The sequence below is a fragment of the Phenylobacterium sp. genome (assembly GCF_037189685.1).
GTDB lineage: Bacteria > Pseudomonadota > Alphaproteobacteria > Caulobacterales > Caulobacteraceae > Phenylobacterium.
In genome coordinates, this window is sequence record NZ_JBBCIT010000014.1 from 126,045 (window position 1) to 146,798 (window position 20,754).

Annotated in this window: 13 protein-coding genes and 1 pseudogene; 10 read left to right on the forward strand and 4 right to left on the reverse strand. The window is 69.3% G+C overall.

Annotated features, from left to right (window positions below; genetic code table 11):
• Position 1 precedes the first annotated feature (1 nt).
• The 7 genes from WG212_RS10705 to WG212_RS10735 all read left to right on the forward strand — a co-directional run bounded on the left by WG212_RS10705 (position 2) and on the right by WG212_RS10735 (position 9,785).
• A complete protein-coding gene (locus WG212_RS10705) occupies positions 2-1,705 on the forward strand; it encodes a hypothetical protein (RefSeq protein WP_337187083.1) in 1,704 nt (567 codons plus the stop codon).
• 8 nt (positions 1,706-1,713) lie between these two features.
• Positions 1,714-3,015, forward strand: a complete 1,302-nt coding sequence (locus WG212_RS10710; RefSeq protein WP_337187084.1) for an amino acid permease — start codon at positions 1,714-1,716, stop codon at positions 3,013-3,015.
• A 177-nt stretch (positions 3,016-3,192) separates the two neighbouring features.
• Entirely contained in the window at positions 3,193-5,334 is a 2,142-nt protein-coding gene (locus WG212_RS10715) for a matrixin family metalloprotease (protein WP_337187085.1), read from the forward strand.
• A gap of 86 nt (positions 5,335-5,420) precedes the next feature.
• Positions 5,421-6,110, forward strand: a complete 690-nt coding sequence (locus WG212_RS10720; RefSeq protein WP_337187086.1) for a TetR family transcriptional regulator — start codon at positions 5,421-5,423, stop codon at positions 6,108-6,110.
• Positions 6,111-6,784: 674 nt separating this feature from the next.
• Positions 6,785-7,099, forward strand: coding sequence for a hypothetical protein (locus WG212_RS10725; protein ID WP_337187087.1), 315 nt, complete (start codon positions 6,785-6,787; stop codon positions 7,097-7,099).
• A gap of 34 nt (positions 7,100-7,133) precedes the next feature.
• Complete coding sequence (locus WG212_RS10730) at positions 7,134-7,517, forward strand: helix-turn-helix transcriptional regulator (RefSeq protein WP_337187088.1); 384 nt, start codon at positions 7,134-7,136, stop codon at positions 7,515-7,517.
• Positions 7,518-7,751: 234 nt separating this feature from the next.
• Entirely contained in the window at positions 7,752-9,785 is a 2,034-nt protein-coding gene (locus WG212_RS10735) for a hypothetical protein (protein ID WP_337187089.1), read from the forward strand.
• Between the two features lie 185 nt (positions 9,786-9,970).
• Here the strand turns inward: WG212_RS10735 and scpA are convergent, their stop codons facing one another.
• The 4 genes from scpA to WG212_RS10755 all read right to left on the reverse strand — a co-directional run bounded on the left by scpA (position 9,971) and on the right by WG212_RS10755 (position 15,896).
• Entirely contained in the window at positions 9,971-12,130 is a 2,160-nt protein-coding gene (gene scpA / locus WG212_RS10740) for a methylmalonyl-CoA mutase (RefSeq protein WP_337187090.1), read from the reverse strand.
• 244 nt (positions 12,131-12,374) lie between these two features.
• The gene (locus WG212_RS10745) at positions 12,375-13,769 is read right to left on the reverse strand and encodes a methylmalonyl-CoA mutase family protein (RefSeq protein ID WP_337187091.1); all 1,395 of its coding nucleotides are present in this window, start codon (positions 13,767-13,769) and stop codon (positions 12,375-12,377) included.
• A gap of 62 nt (positions 13,770-13,831) precedes the next feature.
• Entirely contained in the window at positions 13,832-14,857 is a 1,026-nt protein-coding gene (locus WG212_RS10750; RefSeq protein ID WP_337187092.1) for an alpha/beta fold hydrolase, read from the reverse strand.
• A 40-nt stretch (positions 14,858-14,897) separates the two neighbouring features.
• Positions 14,898-15,896, reverse strand: a complete 999-nt coding sequence (locus WG212_RS10755) for a hypothetical protein (protein ID WP_337187093.1) — start codon at positions 15,894-15,896, stop codon at positions 14,898-14,900.
• 136 nt (positions 15,897-16,032) lie between these two features.
• On the opposite strand from WG212_RS10755, the gene WG212_RS10760 reads away from it, so the two are divergent.
• The 3 genes and pseudogenes from WG212_RS10760 (at position 16,033) to WG212_RS10770 (ending at position 20,703) form a co-directional block, all read left to right on the forward strand.
• Positions 16,033-17,037, forward strand: coding sequence for a nitronate monooxygenase family protein (locus WG212_RS10760; RefSeq protein ID WP_293381038.1), 1,005 nt, complete (start codon positions 16,033-16,035; stop codon positions 17,035-17,037).
• A gap of 285 nt (positions 17,038-17,322) precedes the next feature.
• Positions 17,323-19,623, forward strand: a pseudogene (locus tag WG212_RS10765) (TonB-dependent receptor); the annotation flags it as partial.
• Positions 19,624-19,689: 66 nt separating this feature from the next.
• Positions 19,690-20,703, forward strand: a complete 1,014-nt coding sequence (locus tag WG212_RS10770) for a sulfate ABC transporter substrate-binding protein (RefSeq protein ID WP_337187094.1) — start codon at positions 19,690-19,692, stop codon at positions 20,701-20,703.
• The last annotated feature ends 51 nt before the right edge of the window (positions 20,704-20,754 follow it).

Below are 20,754 nucleotides of genomic sequence, written 5' to 3' on the forward strand. Positions count from 1 at the left end.
CATGAGGCGCGTGATACAGGCGATCCTGGCGGCGCTGATCCTGGCCGCCGCCCATCCGGCCTGGGCGGCCGAGCCGCCGTGGCTGGACCTGGTGATGACGCCCAAAGCCACCGGCGGCGGCGACAGCCGGCTGGCCGTCCGCATGACCCTGGAGGCGCCCGGGCTGAAGGCCGGCGAGGGGCTGGTGCGCCTGCCGCTCTCGCTGGTGGGGATCCCCTCGGCCCGCTACGACGGCCAGGCCCTGACCGCGCGCGACGCCCGGGGGCCGCTGGCGCTCTTCCAGTCGGAGGAGCCGCCGACGCCGCAGGGTGTCTACCGGCGCTGGAGCGTGGGCCGCGCCACCGTGGGCGACGTCACCGTCAGCTTCGACGCCCCGCCCAGGCGGGTGACCGCCGCCACCAACAACGGCCCGCTGTTCGACCTGCGCGAGGACGCCGGCGGCTTCATCGGCGCCGGCGTGACCTTCCTGGCGACGCCGGTGAAGCCGGGGCCGTGGCGGGTGCGCCTCAAGTGGGACCTGTCGGCCGCCCCGCCCGGCTCGCGCGGCGTCTGGTCGATGGGCGAGGGCGACGTGGAGCGCACGATTCCGTCCGACGCCCTGGCCTTCAGCTACTATGCCGCCGGCCCGCTGAAATCGTATCCGGCGGAGGGCGGAGAGGACTTCGCCGTCTACTGGCTCCCCGAGCCGCCGTTCGACGCCGCCGCCCTAGGCGAGCAGGTGCGCGCGCTCTACGCCAGCATGGCGAAGTTCTTCGACGACGCGGGCGGCAGCTACCGCGTCTTCATCCGCACGAACCCATTCCCGGGCACGGGCGGCACGGCGCTCGCCCGCTCGTTCGCCTTCGGCTACCTGCCGTCCGCGAACCCGACGCTGGAGAGCCTGCAGGGGCTGGTGGCGCACGAGATGGCCCACACCTGGCCAGCCATGCAGGGCGAGCACGGCGACACCGCCTGGTACAGCGAAGGCGCGGCCGAATACTATTCGCTGTTCCTGTCGTGGCGGGCCGGAGCCGTCGACGTCGGGCGGGTGGTGAAGACGCTGAACGAGCGGGCCGAGGCCTATTACGCCAATCCCCACCGGGCGCTTTCCAATCCGGAGGCCTCGAAGATCTTCTGGACCGACCCCGTCGCCCAGACCGTGCCCTATGGCCGTGGCTTCCTCTATCTGGTGCGGACCGAGGCGGCGATCCGCGAGGCCTCGGGCGGGCGGCGCAGCCTGGACGACGTGGTCAAGGCCCTGCGCCAACGGCAGGTGAAGGGAGAGGGCCACGGCGTCGCCGACTGGCTGGCCCTGGTGGGCGCCGAGATCGGCGCCGAACGGGCGAAGGCCGACTACGAACACATGGCCGCGGGCGGGCTGCTGACGCCGCCGCCCAGGCTCTATGCGCCCTGCCTGAAGGTCGAGGCCACGACGGCGCGGCCGCTGTGGCTGGGCTTCGCGCGCAGCTCGCTGAACGACGACCGCGTGGTGGCGGGGCTGGAGGCTGGCTCGCCCGCGGCGGCGGCGGGCCTGCGGGACGGCGACGTGATCGTCGAAGCCAGCGATTTCAACGTCGTGCGGCGCGATCCTGCGGCGACGATGGACCTGACCGTGCGCCGCGGCGAAGAGGTGCTTAAGTTTGGTTTCCTGCCGCGCGCGGCGCCGGTGGAGGCCTGGCGCTGGGCGCGCGATCCGGCGGCGCCCGAGACATCCTGCCGGTTCTGAGGGGGATCATGACCGAACAGCTTCGCCACGGCGTCCGACTGATCGACCTCGTCATGCTGGGCGCCGGCACGGCGATCGGCGCGGCCATCTTCTCGGTCCTGGGGCCCGCGGCCCAGGTGGGCGGAAACGGCATCCTCATCGCCGTGGGGATCGCGGCCCTGCCGATGGTGCTGTTCGGCCTGGTCTACGCCTTCATGGCCTCGGCGGTGCCCAAGACGGCGGCGTCCTACGAATGGCAGCGCGAGTTCACCCATCCCCTGATCGCCTTCGGGATCGTCTGGCTGCGCGTGCTGTCGAACGCGGTGGTCATGATCATCCTGGCCCAGGTGCTGGTGAACTACCTGGGCATGGTGATCCCGCTGCCGGCCAAGCCGGTGATGCTGGCGTTCTTCGTGGCGGTGTTCGCGATCAACTACGTCGGCGTGGCCGTGGCGGCGCGGGTGCAGACGGTGCTGATGCTGGGCCTCCTGGCCGTGTTCGCCGTCTTCGTGGCCGCGGGCGCCCCCAGCCTGAAGCCGCAGCTCTTCGTCGAGGCGGCCGGCGGCGGCTGGCTGCCGATCCTGGCGGCCCTGCCGCTGATGATCCAGCTCTTCCTGGGCATCGAGACCGCCACCGAGGTGGGCGAGGAGGTGGCCAACCCCAAGACCACGGTGCCGCTGGGCCTGGCGCTGGGCCTGCTGCTGACGGTGGTGGTCTACCTGGCGATCTCGTTCACGGCGCTCAGCCTGGTGGGCGCCGAGGCGCTGGCGTCCAGCCAGGCGCCGCTGCTGGACGCGGCCAAGGCGGCCATGGGGCCGGCGGCGACGCCCATGATCGTGATCGCCGCGGTGCTGGCCCTGACCAAGTCGATGAACGCCATCTTCCTGGTCTTCTCGCGCTTCCTGTTCGCCATGGGCCGCTCGGGCGAGCTGCCCTCGGCGCTGGGGAAGATCCACCCCAAGTACGGCACGCCGCACGTGGCGATCGTCGTGGCCTTCGCGGCCTCGGTGGCGGGCCTCCTGCTGCCCTCCAGCCTGCTGTTCCTGCTGATCGCGGTGAACATCCCCACGATGATGAAGTACCTGGGCTCATGCCTGGCGGCCTTCAATGTCGCCAAGGACCGCCCCGACGTGCACGCCCAGGCGCGCCTGCGCTTCGGCCGCGGCACGGTGATGACGCTCTCGGCCCTGGGCATGGTCGCGGCCCTCGTCATCGCGGCCCTGGGCTTCAGTTCGGACTGGCGCCCCTACGTCCTGCTTTCCGTCTGGCTGGCGATCGGCCTGGCCTACTACGCGTGGCGCCGCCGGGGACGCGTTTCCCCCAACGCCTGATCCCGGGGCCTGCGGCTCCCATCGCCTGCGCCTCCTCCGCGACGCCGCCCGGGAATTCTTCCCGCAACCGGCGAGCGAGCTTGCCTCCGCTACAGGTTTCCGGTCGAGTACAGTGGAGCTTGGGTTGAAGGCGGACATCGCCGAACGGCGGGCTGCACGCGTGAGGGGGAGTCAGCAATGCCGATCGTAACGACCCATGAGGCTCTGCTTTCGGGCTACACTTGGAACGGGATCAACACGCCCACCCGCCCGACTTTCCTGACCTTCTCCTTCGACGCGGCGGCCTCGGCGACCTTCGCGGGCTCGCTTCCGCAGGCCTTCCTCGACAGCTTCCGGGCCCTGTCGGCCGTCGAGCAGGACATCGTCCGCCAGGCCTTGAAGATATGGGCCGACGCCAGCGGCCTCACCTTGTTCGAAGTTCCGGCCGGGCAGGGCGACATCCGCATCGGCACGTACAACTTCGCCGTTGGCCCCGAGGACATCGAAGACAGCGCGGCCTTCGCCTACAACCCGTTCGTTCTGAACCTGCCCGACGGGGCGTGGGAGGAGGACTTCGGCGGCGACATCTTCTTCGACTACGGGCAGGTCGATCTCGAGACGGCGCTGCACGAGATCGGTCACGCCCTGGGGCTGAAGCATCCCTTCGAAGGGTCGACCACGCTCGACAGGAACCTGGACAACACCGGCCAGACGGTCATGAGTTATGTCGCCGGGTCTGCGGCCGTCACGGGTCTCGGGCCGCTGGACATTGCTGCGATCCAGCAACTGTACGGCGGCCCCGATAGCGACGGGACCCATGTCGCGTCGTGGTCATGGGACGCCCAGGCCGTCAGGCTGACCCAGGCCGGAGGGCCGGGGAATGACACCCTCGCGGGCGTGGCTGTGGCCGATCGGATCACGGCCGGCGCCGGCAACGACTATGTGATGGCCCGGGGGGGCGCCGACACCATCGACGGCGGGGACGGAAACGACACCCTCGCCGGCGGGGACGGGAACGACACCGTCGCGGGGGGCTTCGGCGACGACATCGTCGATGGTGACAACGGCGACGACAGCCTGACCGGCGGCGCGGGCAACGACGAACTCTGGGGCATGAACGGCGCCGACACGCTGGCGGGCGAGGAAGGCGACGACACGCTCAACGGAGGAGCCGGGGCCAACAGGCTCATGGGTGGGGTCGGCGACGATGTCATCGTCGTGTCGTCGGGCCTGAACACCGTCGACGGTGGTGAAGGCTATGACGAGATCTGGTTCTCAGCGTCGTCCTCGGCCGGTGTCCTTCTGAGCTATGCGAACCTGACGGCGGGCGGCGGCTCGTTCATCAACATCGAGTCGGTCGTGTTCTTCGGTGGGGCCGGTGCGGACACCATACAGGGGGGCAGCCTGCACGACGTCCTCCTGGGCGCCCAGGGCGCCGACTCGCTGGCGGGCGGCGCCGGCGACGACATCCTTTTCGGTGACACCGGGGCCGACACGCTGGCGGGCGGCGAAGGCGACGATCTGATCGACGGCTGGAGCGGTGACGACTGGATCATCGCGAGCGGCGGAGCTGACGAGATCTATGGTGGAACCGGGATCGACACGCTCGACTTCTCGGGCCTGCTCAGCGGGGTGAACGTCGCCATCAACACGCGCAACGTGATCATGGGCGCTTCTCAGGTCATGGCCGAGATGGAGAACATGATCGGCACGCCGTACGGCGATCATCTCAAGGGCGACGGCGGCGACAACCGCATCTTCGGCGGCGGCGGCAACGACACCGTGATCGGCGGCGACGGCGCGAACTACCTGCGTGGCGACGAGGGCAACGACAGCCTGATGGGGGGCGCCGGCTTCGACGACATCAACGGCAACATGGGCGACGACACCGCCTCGGGCGGGCTGGGCGACGACTGGGTCGTCGGCGGCAAGGATCAGGACCGCCTCTTCGGCGACGAGGGCGACGACATCGTCTACGGCAACCTCGGCGACGACACCCTGGACGGCGGTCCCGGAAACGACGTTGTCCGCGGCGGGCAGGGGAACGACACCCTGACGGGCGGCGCCGGGAACGACTTCATGTCCGGCGACCGCGGCGACGACACGGTGGCGGGCGGCGCCGGGGCCGACATCTTCCACATTTTCGCCGAGGCCGGGATCGAGCGGGTCCTGGACTTCAACCTCGCCGAGGGCGACAGGGTCATGCTCGCGCCCGGGAGCCAGTACACCGTGAGTCAGGTCGGCGCCGATACGGTGATCAGCCTGGTGGGAGGCGCGCAGATGATCCTTGTCGGCGTCGCCATGAGCGGCCTGACGGGCGACTGGATATTCGGCGCCTGACGTCGCGCGGGGAGCCGCGCAATCCTTCGCGGCCTGCCACTGGCGGCGAATGGTGCTAGCTGGTGGCGACAACCGGCGGAGAGGTCATGGCGCGTGCGCTGGGGCAAGCAGGAGGCGTCCGGGGGCGCCGGCGCAAGGGCGAGGGGCCGGATCTGCGCGAGTCCATTCTGGACGCGGCCGAGGCGCTGTTCTCGCGGCACGGCTTCTACGGGGTGACGGTCCGCCAGGTGGCCGCCGAAGCCGGCGTCGACACCGCGCTCATCCACTACTACTTCGGCGCCAAGCGGGAACTCTTCGAAAGCGTGTTCGCCCGCCGCGCCGGAATCCTCAACACCGCCCGCCTGGACGCCCTTCGGACCTATGCCGAAACCCATGCCGGGCGCCTCTCGGCGGAAGGGATCATAGAGGCGTTCATCGATCCTCTCATCCAGCGCGCCCTGACGAACGATGAGGGCTGGCGGAACTATTTTCGGCTCGTCGCCCTGGTGAACAACACTCCGGCCTGGGGCGGCGAGACGATGCACCGCTTCTTCGATCCGGTCGTGCAGAAGCTCATCGACACCCTGGCCCTGGCCCTGCCGCGGGCCGAGCGGCGCGACCTCTACTGGGCGTATCAGTTCCTGACCGGGGCGATGATGCTCACGCTTTCGGAGACCGGCCGCATCGACCAGCTCTCGGACGGCCTTTGCCGGTCCACCGACATGGGGGCGATCCGGGAACGGCTCTATGCTTGGTGCGCGGCGGGCTTGGAGGAACTGGTTCGGCGGGGACGCTGAGTCCCGCGTGGGTCACGGTTTTGGCGGTGCAACATCTCGTCGCACCCCTGCCGCCCATATGTCCGCAACGACTCTTCAGGTTCCGTGCGTACGCATCGCCCAGGCGTGCTTCGGAGGAAAATTCCTGAAATAAAACAACTATATGATGCTGAATTGGGCGGCGGTTCAGCCGAGGGTGGTCCGTGGTCCCTGCACCGGGAACAGGATGTTCCGTACGGCCTGCGGGATGTATTTCATGTTGGAGTGAAATTAGGGCTTGCGTGCGCTGCAGCAAAGGCGCAGAAAGGTCCTGCCCTTTTGGGCGTTTCCTCCCTAATGAACTGGCCGCGCCTCCGGGCGCGGCCTTTTTTTTCATCGAGGGCCGTCGCTCGCCCGGCCTGGTTGCGTCGCTGCGACGCGCGGCCGTCGGCGGAGCCGCCGGACGCCTTTTGTCCCGACGATACCACCCAAAATGGGGGCGTAAGCCTGGCGCGCGCCGCTGCCACGCCGAGCGCCTCATGAAGACGTCTGACGGTGCGATCTCAGCCGGGAAGTGCGGTTTGCCGACCTTGAGGCGCACCGGGCCGAAGTCGACGATCTCCGCCGTTTTCGGACGGCCGGCTTCGGGTGGCGGACGTTCCGCCGGAAGCTACTAACCCTCTGACACGTCGCGAGTTCCCGGCTTGGTGCGACGGATGATCGCTGTTCTGGAAACCGCCCGTCAGGGTTGCTTGCTTTCCCGTTTTCGATGGTCGAGTTTCGAATTCATGGGGGGGCGAATGATTCAAGACTCAGAACATGGCAAGCGTCTGGCCCAGAACCTCGTCGAACTCCTTGCTCCGTACGAGGAAGAATTGATCCAGCTCGAACAGGACGCGCCGGCGTTTGGTCCGCTTCGACGGGCCTTGGGTATCGCCATTGCTGAGGCTTGCTACGTCATCTCGGATATGCCTTCACGTGCGGAGAACGTTGTTCCGCCAGCCGATGATCCGGCGAGCCAGACGCGATAGAGCAGATCCGCCCCAAGGAGATCCAAGATCACTCATGGCCAGCAAACCAGAAGCCGCCGCTGACCCGGTCGACGTGGCGGTCGGCGCGCGGATCAGACTGTTGCGTAAGGTTCGAGGCTTGTCGCAGCAAGCTCTGGCGGAAGCCGCCGGCGTAACCTTCCAGCAGATCCAGAAATACGAACGGGGGGCAAACCGCGTTTCGGCGTCCATGCTGCAGCGCATCGCAAAGACCCTTGGCGTTCCGGTCGCCGAGATGTTCGGCGAGACGTCCCCGTCCAGCGGCGCCGTGGACGAGGTCGCGGCGCTTCTGGCCGAGCCGGGCGCGCTCGAACTGCTGAAGGCCTATGCGGGCCTGCCGCGCGGCGTTTCACGCTCAGCGCTGGTGGAGTTCGTGCGAAGCCTGCGCCAGCCAGGCTGACCCAGGCGGGCGGGCCTCCCCACGGCCCTTTCGCGCCCGGCCCCGGAGACGGGCCGGATGTGGCGATCCCGGGCGACCGTTTGCAGGTGATGTCGGGGGGCGGATAGGATCGCGGCGTCTCCGCCGCTTTCGAAATATTGGTGTAATGTCCCTTGGTGAAGGTGACGCCCGTCTCACTTTTCGTGGGCGCCAGGCGAAGACCAATCAGGCGAAGACCAATTCGGGGGAGCCGCCATGATCCAAGTCCGTTCGATCCCGTTGCGTCGGCTTCTGGGGGTTCTCGCTGTCTCGGCGTTGGGTTCCACGGTCGCCGGATGCGCCAGCGATCCCGCGGCGCCCGGCGCGATCGGCGCCCGGGCTGCGGCCGACTCCGCGGCCACGGCGGCGGCGGGCGTGGACAACTTCATGCTGGTGGACGCCGACCTGGAGGCGCACGAGCTCTTCCGCATGACCGACGCCAGGGCGGTGGTGCTCGTCACCCAGGCCAACGGCGACGCGGCGCTGCGCGGCCAGGCCCCGGCGCTGAACGCCCTGGCCGAGGCCCAGGCCGCCAATGGTGTGAAGGTGCTGCTGCTGAACTCCAACCTCAGGGACAGCCGCGAGGCCGTCCTGGCCGAGGCGGAAAAGGCGGGCTACCGCCAGCCCATCCTGCTGGACGTGAACCAGCTCGTCGGCGAGAGCCTGGGCGTCACCCGCTCGGCCGAGGCCATCGTCATCGACACGCGGAGCTGGACCGTTGCCTGGCGCGGTCCGGCGAACGGCCTGGCCGCCGCCCTCGACGCCTTCAACGCCGGCCGCCCGATCCCGTCGGTCCGGATGGCCCTGGCCGGCGCGCCCATCGCCTTCCCGGCGCGGTCGATCGACAAGACCAGGATCTCGTACGGCAAGGAGGTGGCGCCGATCATCGAGGCCAAGTGCCTCGCCTGCCACCAGGAGGGCGGCATCGCGCCGTTCGCGCTCTCCAGCTACGAGATGGTGAAGGGCTTCTCGCCCATGATCCGCGAGGTGCTCCGCACCGATCGCATGCCGCCCTACAACGCCGACCCGCACGTGGGGAAATTCTCGGACGACAAGAACCTGAAGCCCGAGGAGATCCGGACCCTGGTCCACTGGATCGAGGGTGGCGCGCCGCGCGGCGACGGCCCCGATCCGCTGGCGGGCAAGACACACGTGGCCGCCGACTGGCCGCTGGGCAAGCCCGACCTGATCCTGAACATCCCGGCGTTCACGGTGCCGGCGTCAGGCGTGGTCGACTATCAGCGGCCGGCGATCGCCAATCCCCTGACCGAGGGCAAGTGGATCCGCGCCACGACGGTGAAGCCGGGCGACCGCCAGTCGGTCCACCACATCCTGACCGGCTGGATGAACGAGATGCCGGCCAACGGCCAGTCCTCCGAGACGCGCTGGCGCGGTTCCGTCGGCGGCTACGCCGTGGGCGCCGAATCGACCGTTTTCGACGGCAACGTGGGCACCTACCTGCCGCCTGGCGGCGCGGTGGGCTTCCAGATGCACTACACGCCCTACGGCAAGGAGGCGGTCGACAGCTCGCAGATCGGCGTCTACTTCCATGACAAGCCCCCCGAGTTGATGATGCGCAGCGTGACGGTGATCGACACCTCGATCTCGATCCCGCCCAACACCGCGCGCCACAGGGAGACGGCCTACGTCGAGTTCCCGAGCGACGCGCTGCTGTACGCGGCCTTCCCCCACGCCCACTACCGCGCCTATTCGAACGACCTTTGGATCCAGTACCCGGACGGCAGGAAGACGCTGCTGCTGGCCCTGCCGCGATACGACTTCAACTGGCAGCGGGCCTATACCTTCGCCGAGCCGATCAGGATCCCGGCCGGCTCGCGGATCATCGCCAACTACGTCTACGACAACTCCAGGCACAACCCGGCCAACCCCGACCCGAACATCACCGTCACCTGGGGCGAACAGAGCCACGAGGAGATGCTGTTCACCTCGCTGCAGTTCCGCTGGGCCGACGAGACCTCGGCCAATCAGGTCGACTCCGACGGCCGCCTCGCGCCCACGCGCCTGATGGGGATGATGGACGACAACCTGGACGGCAAGCTGCAGAAGGCCGAGCTCAGGGGCCGCATGGGCCAGATGCTGGCCGGCGTCTTCGACCGCATCGACACCAACGGCGACGGCGCCATCGACAAGGCCGAGTTGGCCAAGGCCCAGTCTCTGCTCCCGGGCCGGCGGCGCAGCGCCGGGACCGCGGATGCGGCGCCGGCGCCGAACACCTCGGGCGGGCGTTAGGGGGCGCGTCTCTCTCTCTCTCTCTCTCTCTCTCGTCATGGCCGGCCTTGTGCCGGCCACCCATAAACGCAGGCGCTCGAAAGGATGGTCGCGGCGTGGCTGCGAACCTGTGGACCTCGGTGTCTATGGGTGGCCGGCACAAGGCCGGCCATGACGAGAAGGGGGGAGGGGGTAGGCGAGGCGCGCTACCGCCCCGCCTGCTCCTGCGCATAGCCGAGCTGTTCGTTCAGGCGCTCCAGCACCTGGATGGCGGCCTCGGGCACGACGGTGCCGGGGGGGAAGACGGCGGCGACGCCCATCTCCTCCAGGGCCTTGAAGTCCTCGGGCGGGATCACGCCGCCCACGAACACCAGGATATCGGGCCGGCCCAGCTTCGCCAGCTCGGACTTCAGCTCGGGCACCAGGGTCAGGTGGCCGGCGGCCAGCGAACTGGCGCCCACCGCATGCACGCCCGTCTCCACCGCCTCGGCGGCGGCTTCCGCCGGGGTCTGGAACAGGTCGCCGATCTCGACGTCGAAGCCCAGGTCCGCGAAGCCCGAGGCGATCACCTTCTGGCCGCGGTCGTGGCCGTCCTGGCCCATCTTGGCCACCATGATCCGCGGCTTCCTGCCATCGGCCTGGGCGAAGGCCTCGGCCATGGCCTTGGCCCGCTCGCCGGACGGGGTCGAGCCGGCCTCGCGCAGATAGACGCCCTTCACGGCGTCGGCGTTGGCCTTGTGGCGGTCGAACACCTTCTCCATGGCGTAGGACATCTCGCCGACCGTCGCCTTGGCGCGCGCGGCGTTCACGCACAGCTCCAGCAGATTGGCCTTGCCGGCCGCGCCGGCCGTCAGCGCGTCCAGCGCGGCGGCCAGGGCCTCGGGATCGCGCTCGGCCTTCAGGCGGTTCAGCTTGGCGATCTGGGCGTTGCGGACGGCCGTGTTGTCCACCTTCAGGACCGGGATGTCGTCCTCCACCTCGGGACGATAGCGGTTCACGCCCACCACCGACTGCTTGCCGGAATCGATGCGCGCCTGGGTGCGGGCCGCCGCCTCCTCGATGCGCCGCTTGGGCAGGCCGGCCTCGATGGCCTTGGTCATGCCGCCCAGCGCCTCGACCTCGGCGATGTGCTCCAGCGCCCGCTCGGCCAGGTCGGCGGTCAGCCGCTCGACGTAGTAGCTGCCGCCCCACGGATCCACGACGCGCGTCTGGCCGCTCTCGATCTGGATGAAGAGCTGGGTGTTGCGGGCGATCCGCGCCGAGAAGTCGGTGGGCAGCGCCAGGGCTTCGTCCAGCGAGTTGGTGTGCAGGCTCTGGGTCTGGCCGCCCGTGGCGCCCATGGCCTCGATGGCCGTGCGCGGCACGTTGTTGAACACGTCCTGGGCCGCCAGGCTCCAGCCGCTGGTCTGGGTGTGGGCGCGCAGGGCGAGCGAGCGGGAGTCCTGCGGGTCGAAGGTCTCCTTCATCAGCTTGGCCCACAGCAGCCGGCCCGCGCGCTGCTTGGCCACCTCCATGAACATGTTCATGCCGGCGCACCAGAAGAACGACAGGCGCGGCGCGAACTTGTCGACCGTCATGCCGGCGGCGACGCCCGCGCGGACGTACTCGATCCCGTCGGCCAGGGTGTAGGCCAGCTCCAGGTCCAGCGTCGCCCCGGCTTCCTGCATGTGGTAGCCGCTGATCGAGATCGAGTTGAACCGCGGCATCTCCTTCGCGGTGTAGGCGAAGATGTCGGCGATGATCCGCATCGAGGGGCCGGGCGGATAGATGTAGGTGTTCCGGACCAGGAACTCCTTCAGGATGTCGTTCTGGATGGTGCCGGTCAGCTTCTCGTGCGGAACGCCCTGCTCCTCGGCCGCCACGATGTAGAGCGCCAGCACCGGCAGCACCGCGCCGTTCATGGTCATCGACACGCTCATCTTGTCGAGCGGGATGCCGTCGAACAGCGTGCGCATGTCGAGGATGGAATCGATGGCCACGCCGGCCATGCCCACGTCGCCGGGCACGCGCGGGTGGTCGGAATCGTAGCCGCGGTGGGTGGCCAGGTCGAAGGCGATGGACAGGCCCATCTGCCCCGCCGCCAGGTTGCGGCGGTAGAAGGCGTTGGAATCCTCGGCCGTGGAGAAGCCCGCATACTGGCGGATGGTCCACGGGTTGGTGGCGTACATGGTGGGGTAGGGGCCGCGCACGAACGGCGCCAGGCCGGGATAGCCGCCCAGCGCCGTGAACGCCGCGGCGTCGTCGGGGCCATAGGCCGGCTTCACGTCGACGCCTTCCGGCGTGATCCAGGGCGCGCCGGTCGGGCGGGCGAAGGCGCTCACGTCGCCGTCGAACGGCAGGGTCGAGAAGTCGGGGAATGGGCTCATCGGTCGTCTCCCCTGCACAGATTGTCATCCCGGTTTCGCGCAGCGAAGACCGGGACCCATCCCAGGGCCGTGCGTCGATGTCGCACGATGCGCTCGACATCGACGCCGCACCCCTCCGGAGGGATCGACGCCGCGTTCGTTCGTGGGTCCCGGTCTTCGCTGCGCGAAACCGGGATGACACCGGTTGTTGCATGGCATGCGGTGTTCATGGGCGATCGCCCCGCCCCGTTGAGGACGTCCGCCGTCACGCCGCCGCCTCGTAGGCTTCCGACAGGCGCACCGGCGTCAGGGCCACGCAGCGGCCGTCGGGGCCGGGCAGGCGAGCGTCGGCGGGGTCCAGCGTCGCCGGCGTGGCCGGATCGACGTCCACCGGCGCGTCCTCGGTGGGCGGGAAGGCGGTGACGCCCAGGATCTTGGGCGCGCCCCGCGCCGCGTTCGCCGCCGCGACGTCTCGCGCGACGAGGCCGGATTCCAGCGCCGGGATCAGGCCGCCGGCCGCCTCGATGGCCTGGAATTTCGCCCAGGCGGCCCGCGCGATCTGGCCGGTCAGGGCCTCGACATAGCCCGAGCCGGCCGCGGGGTCGGACACGCGTCCGATCTCGCCTTCCTCCATCAGCACGAGCTGCGCGTTGCGGCTCTGGCGGCGTCCGAAGGTGGTCGGCAGGCCGAGCGCGTCGGTGAAGGCCCCCAGCACCACGGCGTCGGCGCCTCCGGCCGCGGCGGCGAAGCCAGCGGCGGTCAGGCGGATCATGTTGGTCCAGGAATCCTTGGCCGTGAGCATCCGCCGCGACGAGCGGGCCTCGATCCGCGCCGCGGCGCCGGCCCCGCTGGCCGTGGCGATCCGGGCGAACACCTGCCGCGCGGCGCGCATCTTCGCGAGGCTGAGGAAGTAGTCCGCGTCGGTGGCGACGCCCAGGGTGATCCGGCCGAACGCCTCGCCCACGGGCAGGCCCGCGCGGACCAGGGCCTTGGCGTAGGCGAGCGACGCCGCCCCGGCGACGGCCACCTCCAGCGCCTCGCCGCCGCCGGCCTCGTGGGCGACGCGGCCCGAGGCCAGGAAGAGCTGGGCGTGGGGATAGGCCTGGGCCAGGCGCACGCCCACGGTGGCGGCGCTGACCAGATGGCTTTCGATGGGACCCGGGCTTGCGCCGGCCGCCGCGAAGGCGCTCAGCGGGTCCATGTGGACGTTCAGCTTTGCGCCGGGCGACGACTTGGCGACGGCGTGCAGGGCGTCGGCGGCCCTGGGCCCGTGGAAGCCTGCGTCGAGCCCCACGGGGGCCAGCTCGACCACGACGTCCCTCAGCGCGCGCGCCAGGGCGTCGGGCGTGGCGTGGCCCGCCACGATCACCGAGGCGGCGCCGCCTTCCAGGTCGGCCAGCAATTCGGCGTTCACGCGCGCGGGGTCGGGATGGGCCGAGAGCACCCGCAGGTCCCACGGCCGCTCGGCGTCGTAGGGTCGAACGGGGAAAGCGGCCGGCGTGGGCGCGGCGGCGTACAGCGGCGCGATCGGCAGGCCCTCGACGGTGGCCTTGTTCAGGCTCTCGAAGGGCTTGTCGCCCAGCGTCTTGGCCACCAGGGCGCGCCAGGCGTCTTCGCCGGCAGGCGTGATTCCGGAGTCGAGACGGGCGAGGTCGGCCATGCGGCGAGATGCGCTTCCGCGCCCGCGGGCGTCAAGTTCACGCAAGGGGAGAGTAGGGGCGGCTACAACTCCTGGATCAGCCGCCAGAAGCGCTTGGTGGTCACATACTCGCGGTTGCCGATGGCGTCGGGTTCGGCCCCGTTCAGCACCGCGCCGATGTCGGCGGCCATGGCCGGGCTGCGGACATAGTAGCTGTGACGCGCCAGCGGGTCGCCGCGTCCGCCCACATGGCGGCAGTCCACCAGCACGATCTTCTTCGGGATCAGGTCGATCAGGCGCGGCCCGTCCGAGCCCAGGCGGTCGGGATTGGACTTGGTCTTGTCCGAGATGAGCAGGGCGCGGTCGTCGGGGTTGAAATAGACGGTCACCTGCCGGCCCAGCCGCGGCAGGAGCCGCAGTTTGGTGTCGGTCTCGAAGGCGTCGTCGTCCTCGTCGGGCGCGGCCAGCATGATCTCGTGGAAGACGCGGGTGAGCGCCTTGGGCTCCTTGACCAGCGCCGCCTGGAGTCCCTGGCGCAGGACGTAGCACCCCATGCTGTGCGCCAGCAGGTGCAGCCGTCGCTCGCAATAGGCCTGCGCGTTCAGCTCTTCCAGATAGTCGCGCAGCTTCAGGTAGGTCCGGCCCAACGCCGGCCCCGAGGCCCGGGCGTCCTCCCGGTCGCTGTAGTAGGACATCAGGGGCACCGCCTGGCCATCCGAAGGCCAGCTGAACACCACGATGTTCACGGGCTCGCCGTTGACGCGGACGTCCTGCGCCAGCCGGGCGCCGGCCTCCAGCGCGCCGGTGAAGCTGACGTTGAATCCGTGGATGAACACCAGGGTGTCCGACTTCTCGCCGCTCATCAGCCGGCGCAGGTCTTCCAGGAAGCGGTCCGAGCCCCCCTGGATCCCGGTGGCCGTCTTGCGCTCGGCATAGACCGTCACCTTGGAGAGCTTCGGCCCGTCCGACCCGGCGCCGGCGTCGAAGTCCGCGTAGCCGAACCGCAGCGCCGCCACCCCGTCGGGATTGAAGCGCGGCCCGAACGCCTGGAGCTTGTTGCCGGGCTGGAAATTCCTGTTCGTCGCGAAGAAGACCCGAACGCCCGCCATGGGCCTCCCCCGGTGCAGCTTTTGAGCGATTGGAACAACTCTAGGGGGAGTTTGGCGCCGGCGTCCAGTTCCCCGCGGCGGGTCGTGCGGCGAGGTCGCGAATCCGCTGTGCGCCCCGGTGTTCGCCGGCGGCTTCCAGAAAGGCGGCAAGCTTGGCGAGTCCCTGATCCCCTTCGGCGGCGTCGAGGCCGGCCAGAACCTCGGTCTGCTGGTCGGCGGTCAGCCCGGGTATGTCGAAAACCACATCCCGCCTCCACGTCGGCTCGGATGAAAGCGCTGCGAGCCATGCCTCGGCGGCTTCCTGCGTCTTGTCGCTCCGACCATGCCGGGCGTGGACCTCGGCGATCTTCAGCAGCGCCTCCCGCCCGTCGCGTCGCGCGTCCGGATAGGGCAGTCTCCGCATGAAGTCGGCCTTCTTGCGCAGCAGTCCGACGGCGGCGTCCGCCTTCGCTATGTCGCCGCCTGTCCGGGAGGGCAGGCCTTGGAGTTCGCCGATGAGGCCCAGTACGCCGATGGTCTCGATGTTGTCCGGCCCCAGCGCATCACGCCGTATCCGATAGGCTTCGGCGGCGCTCGCGTCCGCGTCGGGCGACGGATCGGCTTCATCGGCGATGATCAGGGCGACGGCGTAGTCGTGCAGCAGGACCGCGAGTTCGGGGTCGTCGGGCCCGAACGCCGTCCGTCCGGCGGCGACGGCGCGCTTCAGGTAGGGCAGGGACTCGGCCTCGTAACCCGGCTCGCGGATGAGGACCCCGAAGGCGGACAGCGCATCGGGCAGCATGGTGCTATGTTTGCCGTGCCGGGTTTCGAGGTCCTGAAGAAGCTGCTCGAAGGTTGCCTGTCCTCCGGCCAAGTCTCCGCCCTTGATCTGTGCGAGGGGCGCGGCGACCAGGGTTTCCATGACTTCGGGGCTGAGCCGGTTCTTCGTCTCGGGAGCACCCAGCGCGTCAGCCGCTCCCGCGGCGCCGGGCGACCGGGCCGGGTCGGCCTCGGCGAGACCGCCGGCGATGATGGTCGCGGCCGCGGCGGCGGCCAGCATCTTCAATCGCATTCGCGCTTCTCCCCTTCGAGCCTGTCAGCCGCCGGGTTCGGCTGCAAGGCGCCGCTTGACGCTTGCGGACGTGTGCGTACAACGTAAATGGAACACTCTTTCCCCCTTTTCGAGGATGCGCTTCATGGCTCTGCCGCCCGTTCTGCGTGACCGTCTCCGTCTGCCGGTGATCGGCTCGCCGCTGTTCATCATCTCGGTTCCGGACCTGGTGATCGCCCAGTGCAAGGCGGGGATCGTGGGGTCGTTCCCGGCGCTGAACGCGCGGCCGGCCTCGCTGCTGGACGAATGGCTGCACCGGATCACCGAGGAACTGGCGGAATGGGACCGCGATCATCCCGACACGCCGTCGGCCCCCTATGCGGTCAACCACATCGTCCACAAGACCAACGACCGGCTTGAGCATGACCTGGAAGTCTCGTGCAAGTGGAAGGCGCCGGTCGTCATCACCTCCCTGGGCGCGCGCGAGGATGTGAACAAGGCCGTCCATGCCTCGGGCGGCGTCGTGCTGCACGACGTCATCAACTCCACCTTCGGCCGCAAGGCGGTGGAGAAGGGGGCCGATGGCCTGATCACCGTGGCGGCCGGGGCCGGCGGGCACGCCGGGGTGCTGTCGCCGTTCGCCCTGGTGCAGGAGATCCGCGAGTGGTTCGATGGCCCGGTAGCGCTGTCGGGCTCGATCGCGAACGGACGTGCGATCCTGGGCGCCCAGGCCATGGGCGCCGACCTCGCCTACATCGGCTCGGCGTTCATCGCGACCCAGGAGGCCAACGCCGACCCGGGCTACAAGCAGATGATCGTGGACTCGTCCGGCGACGACATCGTCTACACGAACCTCTTCACGGGCGTTCACGGCAACTACCTGCGGCCCTCGATCGTGGCGGCGGGCCTCGATCCCGACGACCTGCCGCATTCCGATCCCTCGAAGATGAACTTCGGCTCGGGCGGTAACCAGAAGGCCAAGGCCTGGCGCGACATCTGGGGCTGCGGCCAGGGGATCGGGGCGCTGAAGGAAGCCCCGACGACGGCCGAGTACGTCGCCCGCCTCGCCGCCGAATACGAGGAGGCCAAGGCCGAACTGGCCCTCAAGACCTCGTTCACCGCCGGTCGGGCGCTCCTCGCCGCGGAATAGGGGTTTAGGAAAACTGCGCTGGCTTCCAGCTTATTCAGACTGAATCCATAGGAATAAGAGGTCTAGGTTCCGCCCCGCTGAAAACGAGGGGGATCCCGCATGACTTCGCTTGCGCTTCGACGCGCCCGTCCGGCCGCCATCCTTGCGGCTCTGCTGTGCAGCGCCGCGCCGGCCGCCCTGGCCCAGACGACGGCCCTGGCCCAAAAGGCGGCTCCCGCCGCGGAGAACCACGCCGCCGTGGTCTCCGCGGTGGCCGAGGCCGCAGATTCCACCACCCTCGGTGAGATCACGGTCACGGCGCGTCGGCGCGCGGAGACGGTGCAGGACATCCCGTTGGCGGTGTCGGTCGTGGCCGGGGACAAGGTCGACGCGACGGGCGCCTTCAACGTGGGCCGCCTGCAGCAGCTCGCACCGACGCTGCAGTACTACTCGTCCAACCCGCGCAACACGGCGGTGAACGTTCGCGGCCTGGGCGTACCCTTCGGCCTCACCAGCGATGGCTTCGAGCAGGGCGTCGGCTTCTATGTGGACGATGTCTATTATGCCCGCGTGGCCAGTGCGACGCTGGACTTCCTCGATGTCTCCCGGATCGAGGTGCTGCGCGGCCCGCAGGGCACGCTCTACGGCAAGAACACCACGGCCGGCGCCGTCAACATCACCACCAACCAGCCGACCTTCGACTTCGAGGCCAAGGCCGAGGTGTCGTTCGGGAACCTGGACTTCAAGCAGGCCAAGGCCGCCGTCTCGGGGCCGTTGACCGACACCCTCGCGGCGCGGTTCGCCGTCTCCACGACCACCCGGCGCGGCACGATCTACAATGTCACGAGCCAGCAGTGGATCAACGGGCAGGACAACCTGGGCCTGCGCGGCCAGGTCCTCTACCGGCCCAACGACGATCTCGCGATCACCCTGGCGGCCGACTACAACAAGCAGGACGCCGAGTGCTGCGCCCAGATCTTCGTCCGCACCGGCGCGACCCAGAGGCCTCTGAACCGGCAATACGCGGCCCTGGCCGCCGCCCAGGGCTACACCGTCGTCAGCACCAATCCGTTCGATCGGCTGACGGACGTGGACGCCAACCTCAACGCCGGCAACGAGATCGGCGGCGCCTCGGTGCGCGTCGTGTGGAACGTCGGCCCGGGAACCCTGACGTCGGTCACCGCCTGGCGCTACTGGGACTGGAAGCCGGAGAACGACCGCGACTTCCTGGGGCTGCCGATCGTCACGAAGTCGCAGAACCCGTCCCAGCAGGATCAGTACTCCCAGGAGTTGCGCTACAACTACGGCAGCGAGCGCCTGGACGTCGTCGTCGGCGCCTTCGCCTTCAAGCAGCGGATCGACACCCAGGGAACCGAACAGCACGGGCCCGCATCCAGCCGCTGGAACATCAATCCCAGCAGCGCGCTCGCCAACGATCCCAGCGTCCTCAACGGGCTGACGGCGCTGAACACGCAGTACCTCAAGAGCACCAGCTTCGCGCTCTTCGGCCAGGCGAGCTGGAAGGTGAACGAGCGTTTCACCATCCAGCCCGGGGTCCGGATCAACTACGACAAGAAGGAAGGGTACTACGAGCGTCGGGTCGTCGACGGCCAGGGCTTGCCCGTGCTGGTCGGTCAGACCGACCCCCGCCGGGTCGCCCAGCTCGCGGTCTTCACGCCCCAGCTCAGCGCGCCGGACTTCAGCGACTGGAACTTCAGCTACGACCTGACGGCAAGCTACGCGTTCGCGCCGGAAATCCGGGGCTATGCGACCTACGCCAAGACCTTCAAGACCGGCGGCATCAACCAGAACGGCCTGCCCACCGACGCCGCGGGCAATCCCATCCTCGCGGCGGGTTCGATCAAGCCCGAGGACGTCGACCATTTCGAAGCCGGGCTGAAGACGCAGTTCTGGGATCGGCGCGCCACCCTCAACCTCGCGGCCTTCCGCACCGACATCAAGGACTACCAGGCGACGGTCACCAACGGCCAGCTCGGCGTGCTGCGCGGTTACCTGGCGAACGCCGGCAAGGTTCGCAGCCAGGGCTTCGAGTTCGACTTCTCGGTCCAGCCCAGCGAGCGGTTCACGGCCTATGTGAACGGCGCCTACACCGACGCCACCTATCGCAAGTTCGTCGACGCGCCGTGCCCGCCGGAGCTTTCGGGCGGGACGACGGCGGGCGCGGGCCAGACGCCCAGCGCGCCCGGCACGCCCGGCGGACTCAGCCCCGCCAACTGCGACATCTCGGGCCAGCGCCTGCCCGGCGTCTCGAAGTGGAGTTTCTCGTTCGGTGCGGAAGCGAACTTCCCCGCCACGTTCCTCGGGCGGGAAGGCGAGGTCTACCTGGGCTACGACGGCAGCTACCGGTCGAACTTCTCGTCCAACGCGTCGCCCTCGATCTACACCTGGGTGGACGGCTATTCGCTCTCGAACTTCCGGGTCGGGTTCCGTACGCCGGAGGGGATCAACGTCTTCGGCTGGGTGCGTAACGCCTTCGACGAGAAGTACTTCGAGCAACTCGCCGTGGGGCCCAGCAACACCGGCCTGATCGCCGGTCAGCCCGGCGACCCCAGAACCTACGGCCTGACGCTCAAGGCCGCCTTCTGAGGCGCGTTCCGGACCTTGAAGGCGCCTGCCCGCGCGGGCGCCTTCTTCGTCGTCCGGGAGGACCCCATGACGCTTCCGACCCGACGTGGGCTGATGATCGCCGCCGCGGCTGCGGGCCTCGCCGCCTGTTCGCAGCCGGCGGGTCGGCGCGGGGCGGCGGGGCTGCTGAACGTCAGCTATGACGTGACCCGCGCGCTCTACAAGGAGATCAATCCCCTGTTCGCCGAGGACTGGCGGCGCCGGACCGGCCGCGAGGTCGCGGTCGCCCAGAGCCACGGCGGCTCGGGCAAGCAGGCCCGGGCGGTGATCGACGGGCTGGAGGCGGACGTCGTCACCCTGGCCCTCGCCGGCGACATCGAGGAGATCGCGGACCGCGCGGGCTTTCTGCCGCAGGACTGGCAGGCGCGCCTGCCCCACAACTCGGCGCCCTACGCCTCTACGGTCATCTTCCTGGTGAGGAAGGGCAATCCGAAGGGCGTCCGGGACTGGCCCGATCTGCTGAAGCCGGGCCTGGCGGTGATCGCGGCCAACCCCAAGACCTCCGGCGCCGCGCGCTGGGCCTATCTGGCGGCCTACGCCCAGGCGTTCCGGGCGGGGGGCGAGGCGGGCGGGCGCGACTTCGTGCGGGGCTTGTTCCGCAACGTGCCCGTGCTCGACGGCAGCGGCCGTGGATCCACGACGACCTTCGCCGAGCGCGGGGTGGGGGACGTCCTGCTCACCTGGGAGAACGAGGCCTATCTGACGATCGAGGAGTTCGGACCGCACTTCGAGGTCGTCTATCCCTCGAGCTCGATCCTCGCGGAACCGTGCGTGGCCCTGATCGACCGCAACGTCGACCGCCGGGGTACGCGCGAGGTGGCCGAGGCCTATCTGAGGTTCCTGTATACGCCCGCCGCACAGGACGTCATCGGCCGGCGCCATTATCGCCCCCGTGATGCGGTGGCGGCCGCGAGGTACGCCGCGACCTTCAAGCCCCTGCCGCTGGTGACGATCGACGAGGCTTTCGGGGGCTGGAAGGTCGCCCAGGCCGTCCATTTCGCCGACGGAGGCGTCTTCGATCAGGTCCAGAAGGCCGGGTGAGAGGCGCGGGGACAGAAAATCTGCAGGCGCTTGCAGCGTAATCCTTGTTAC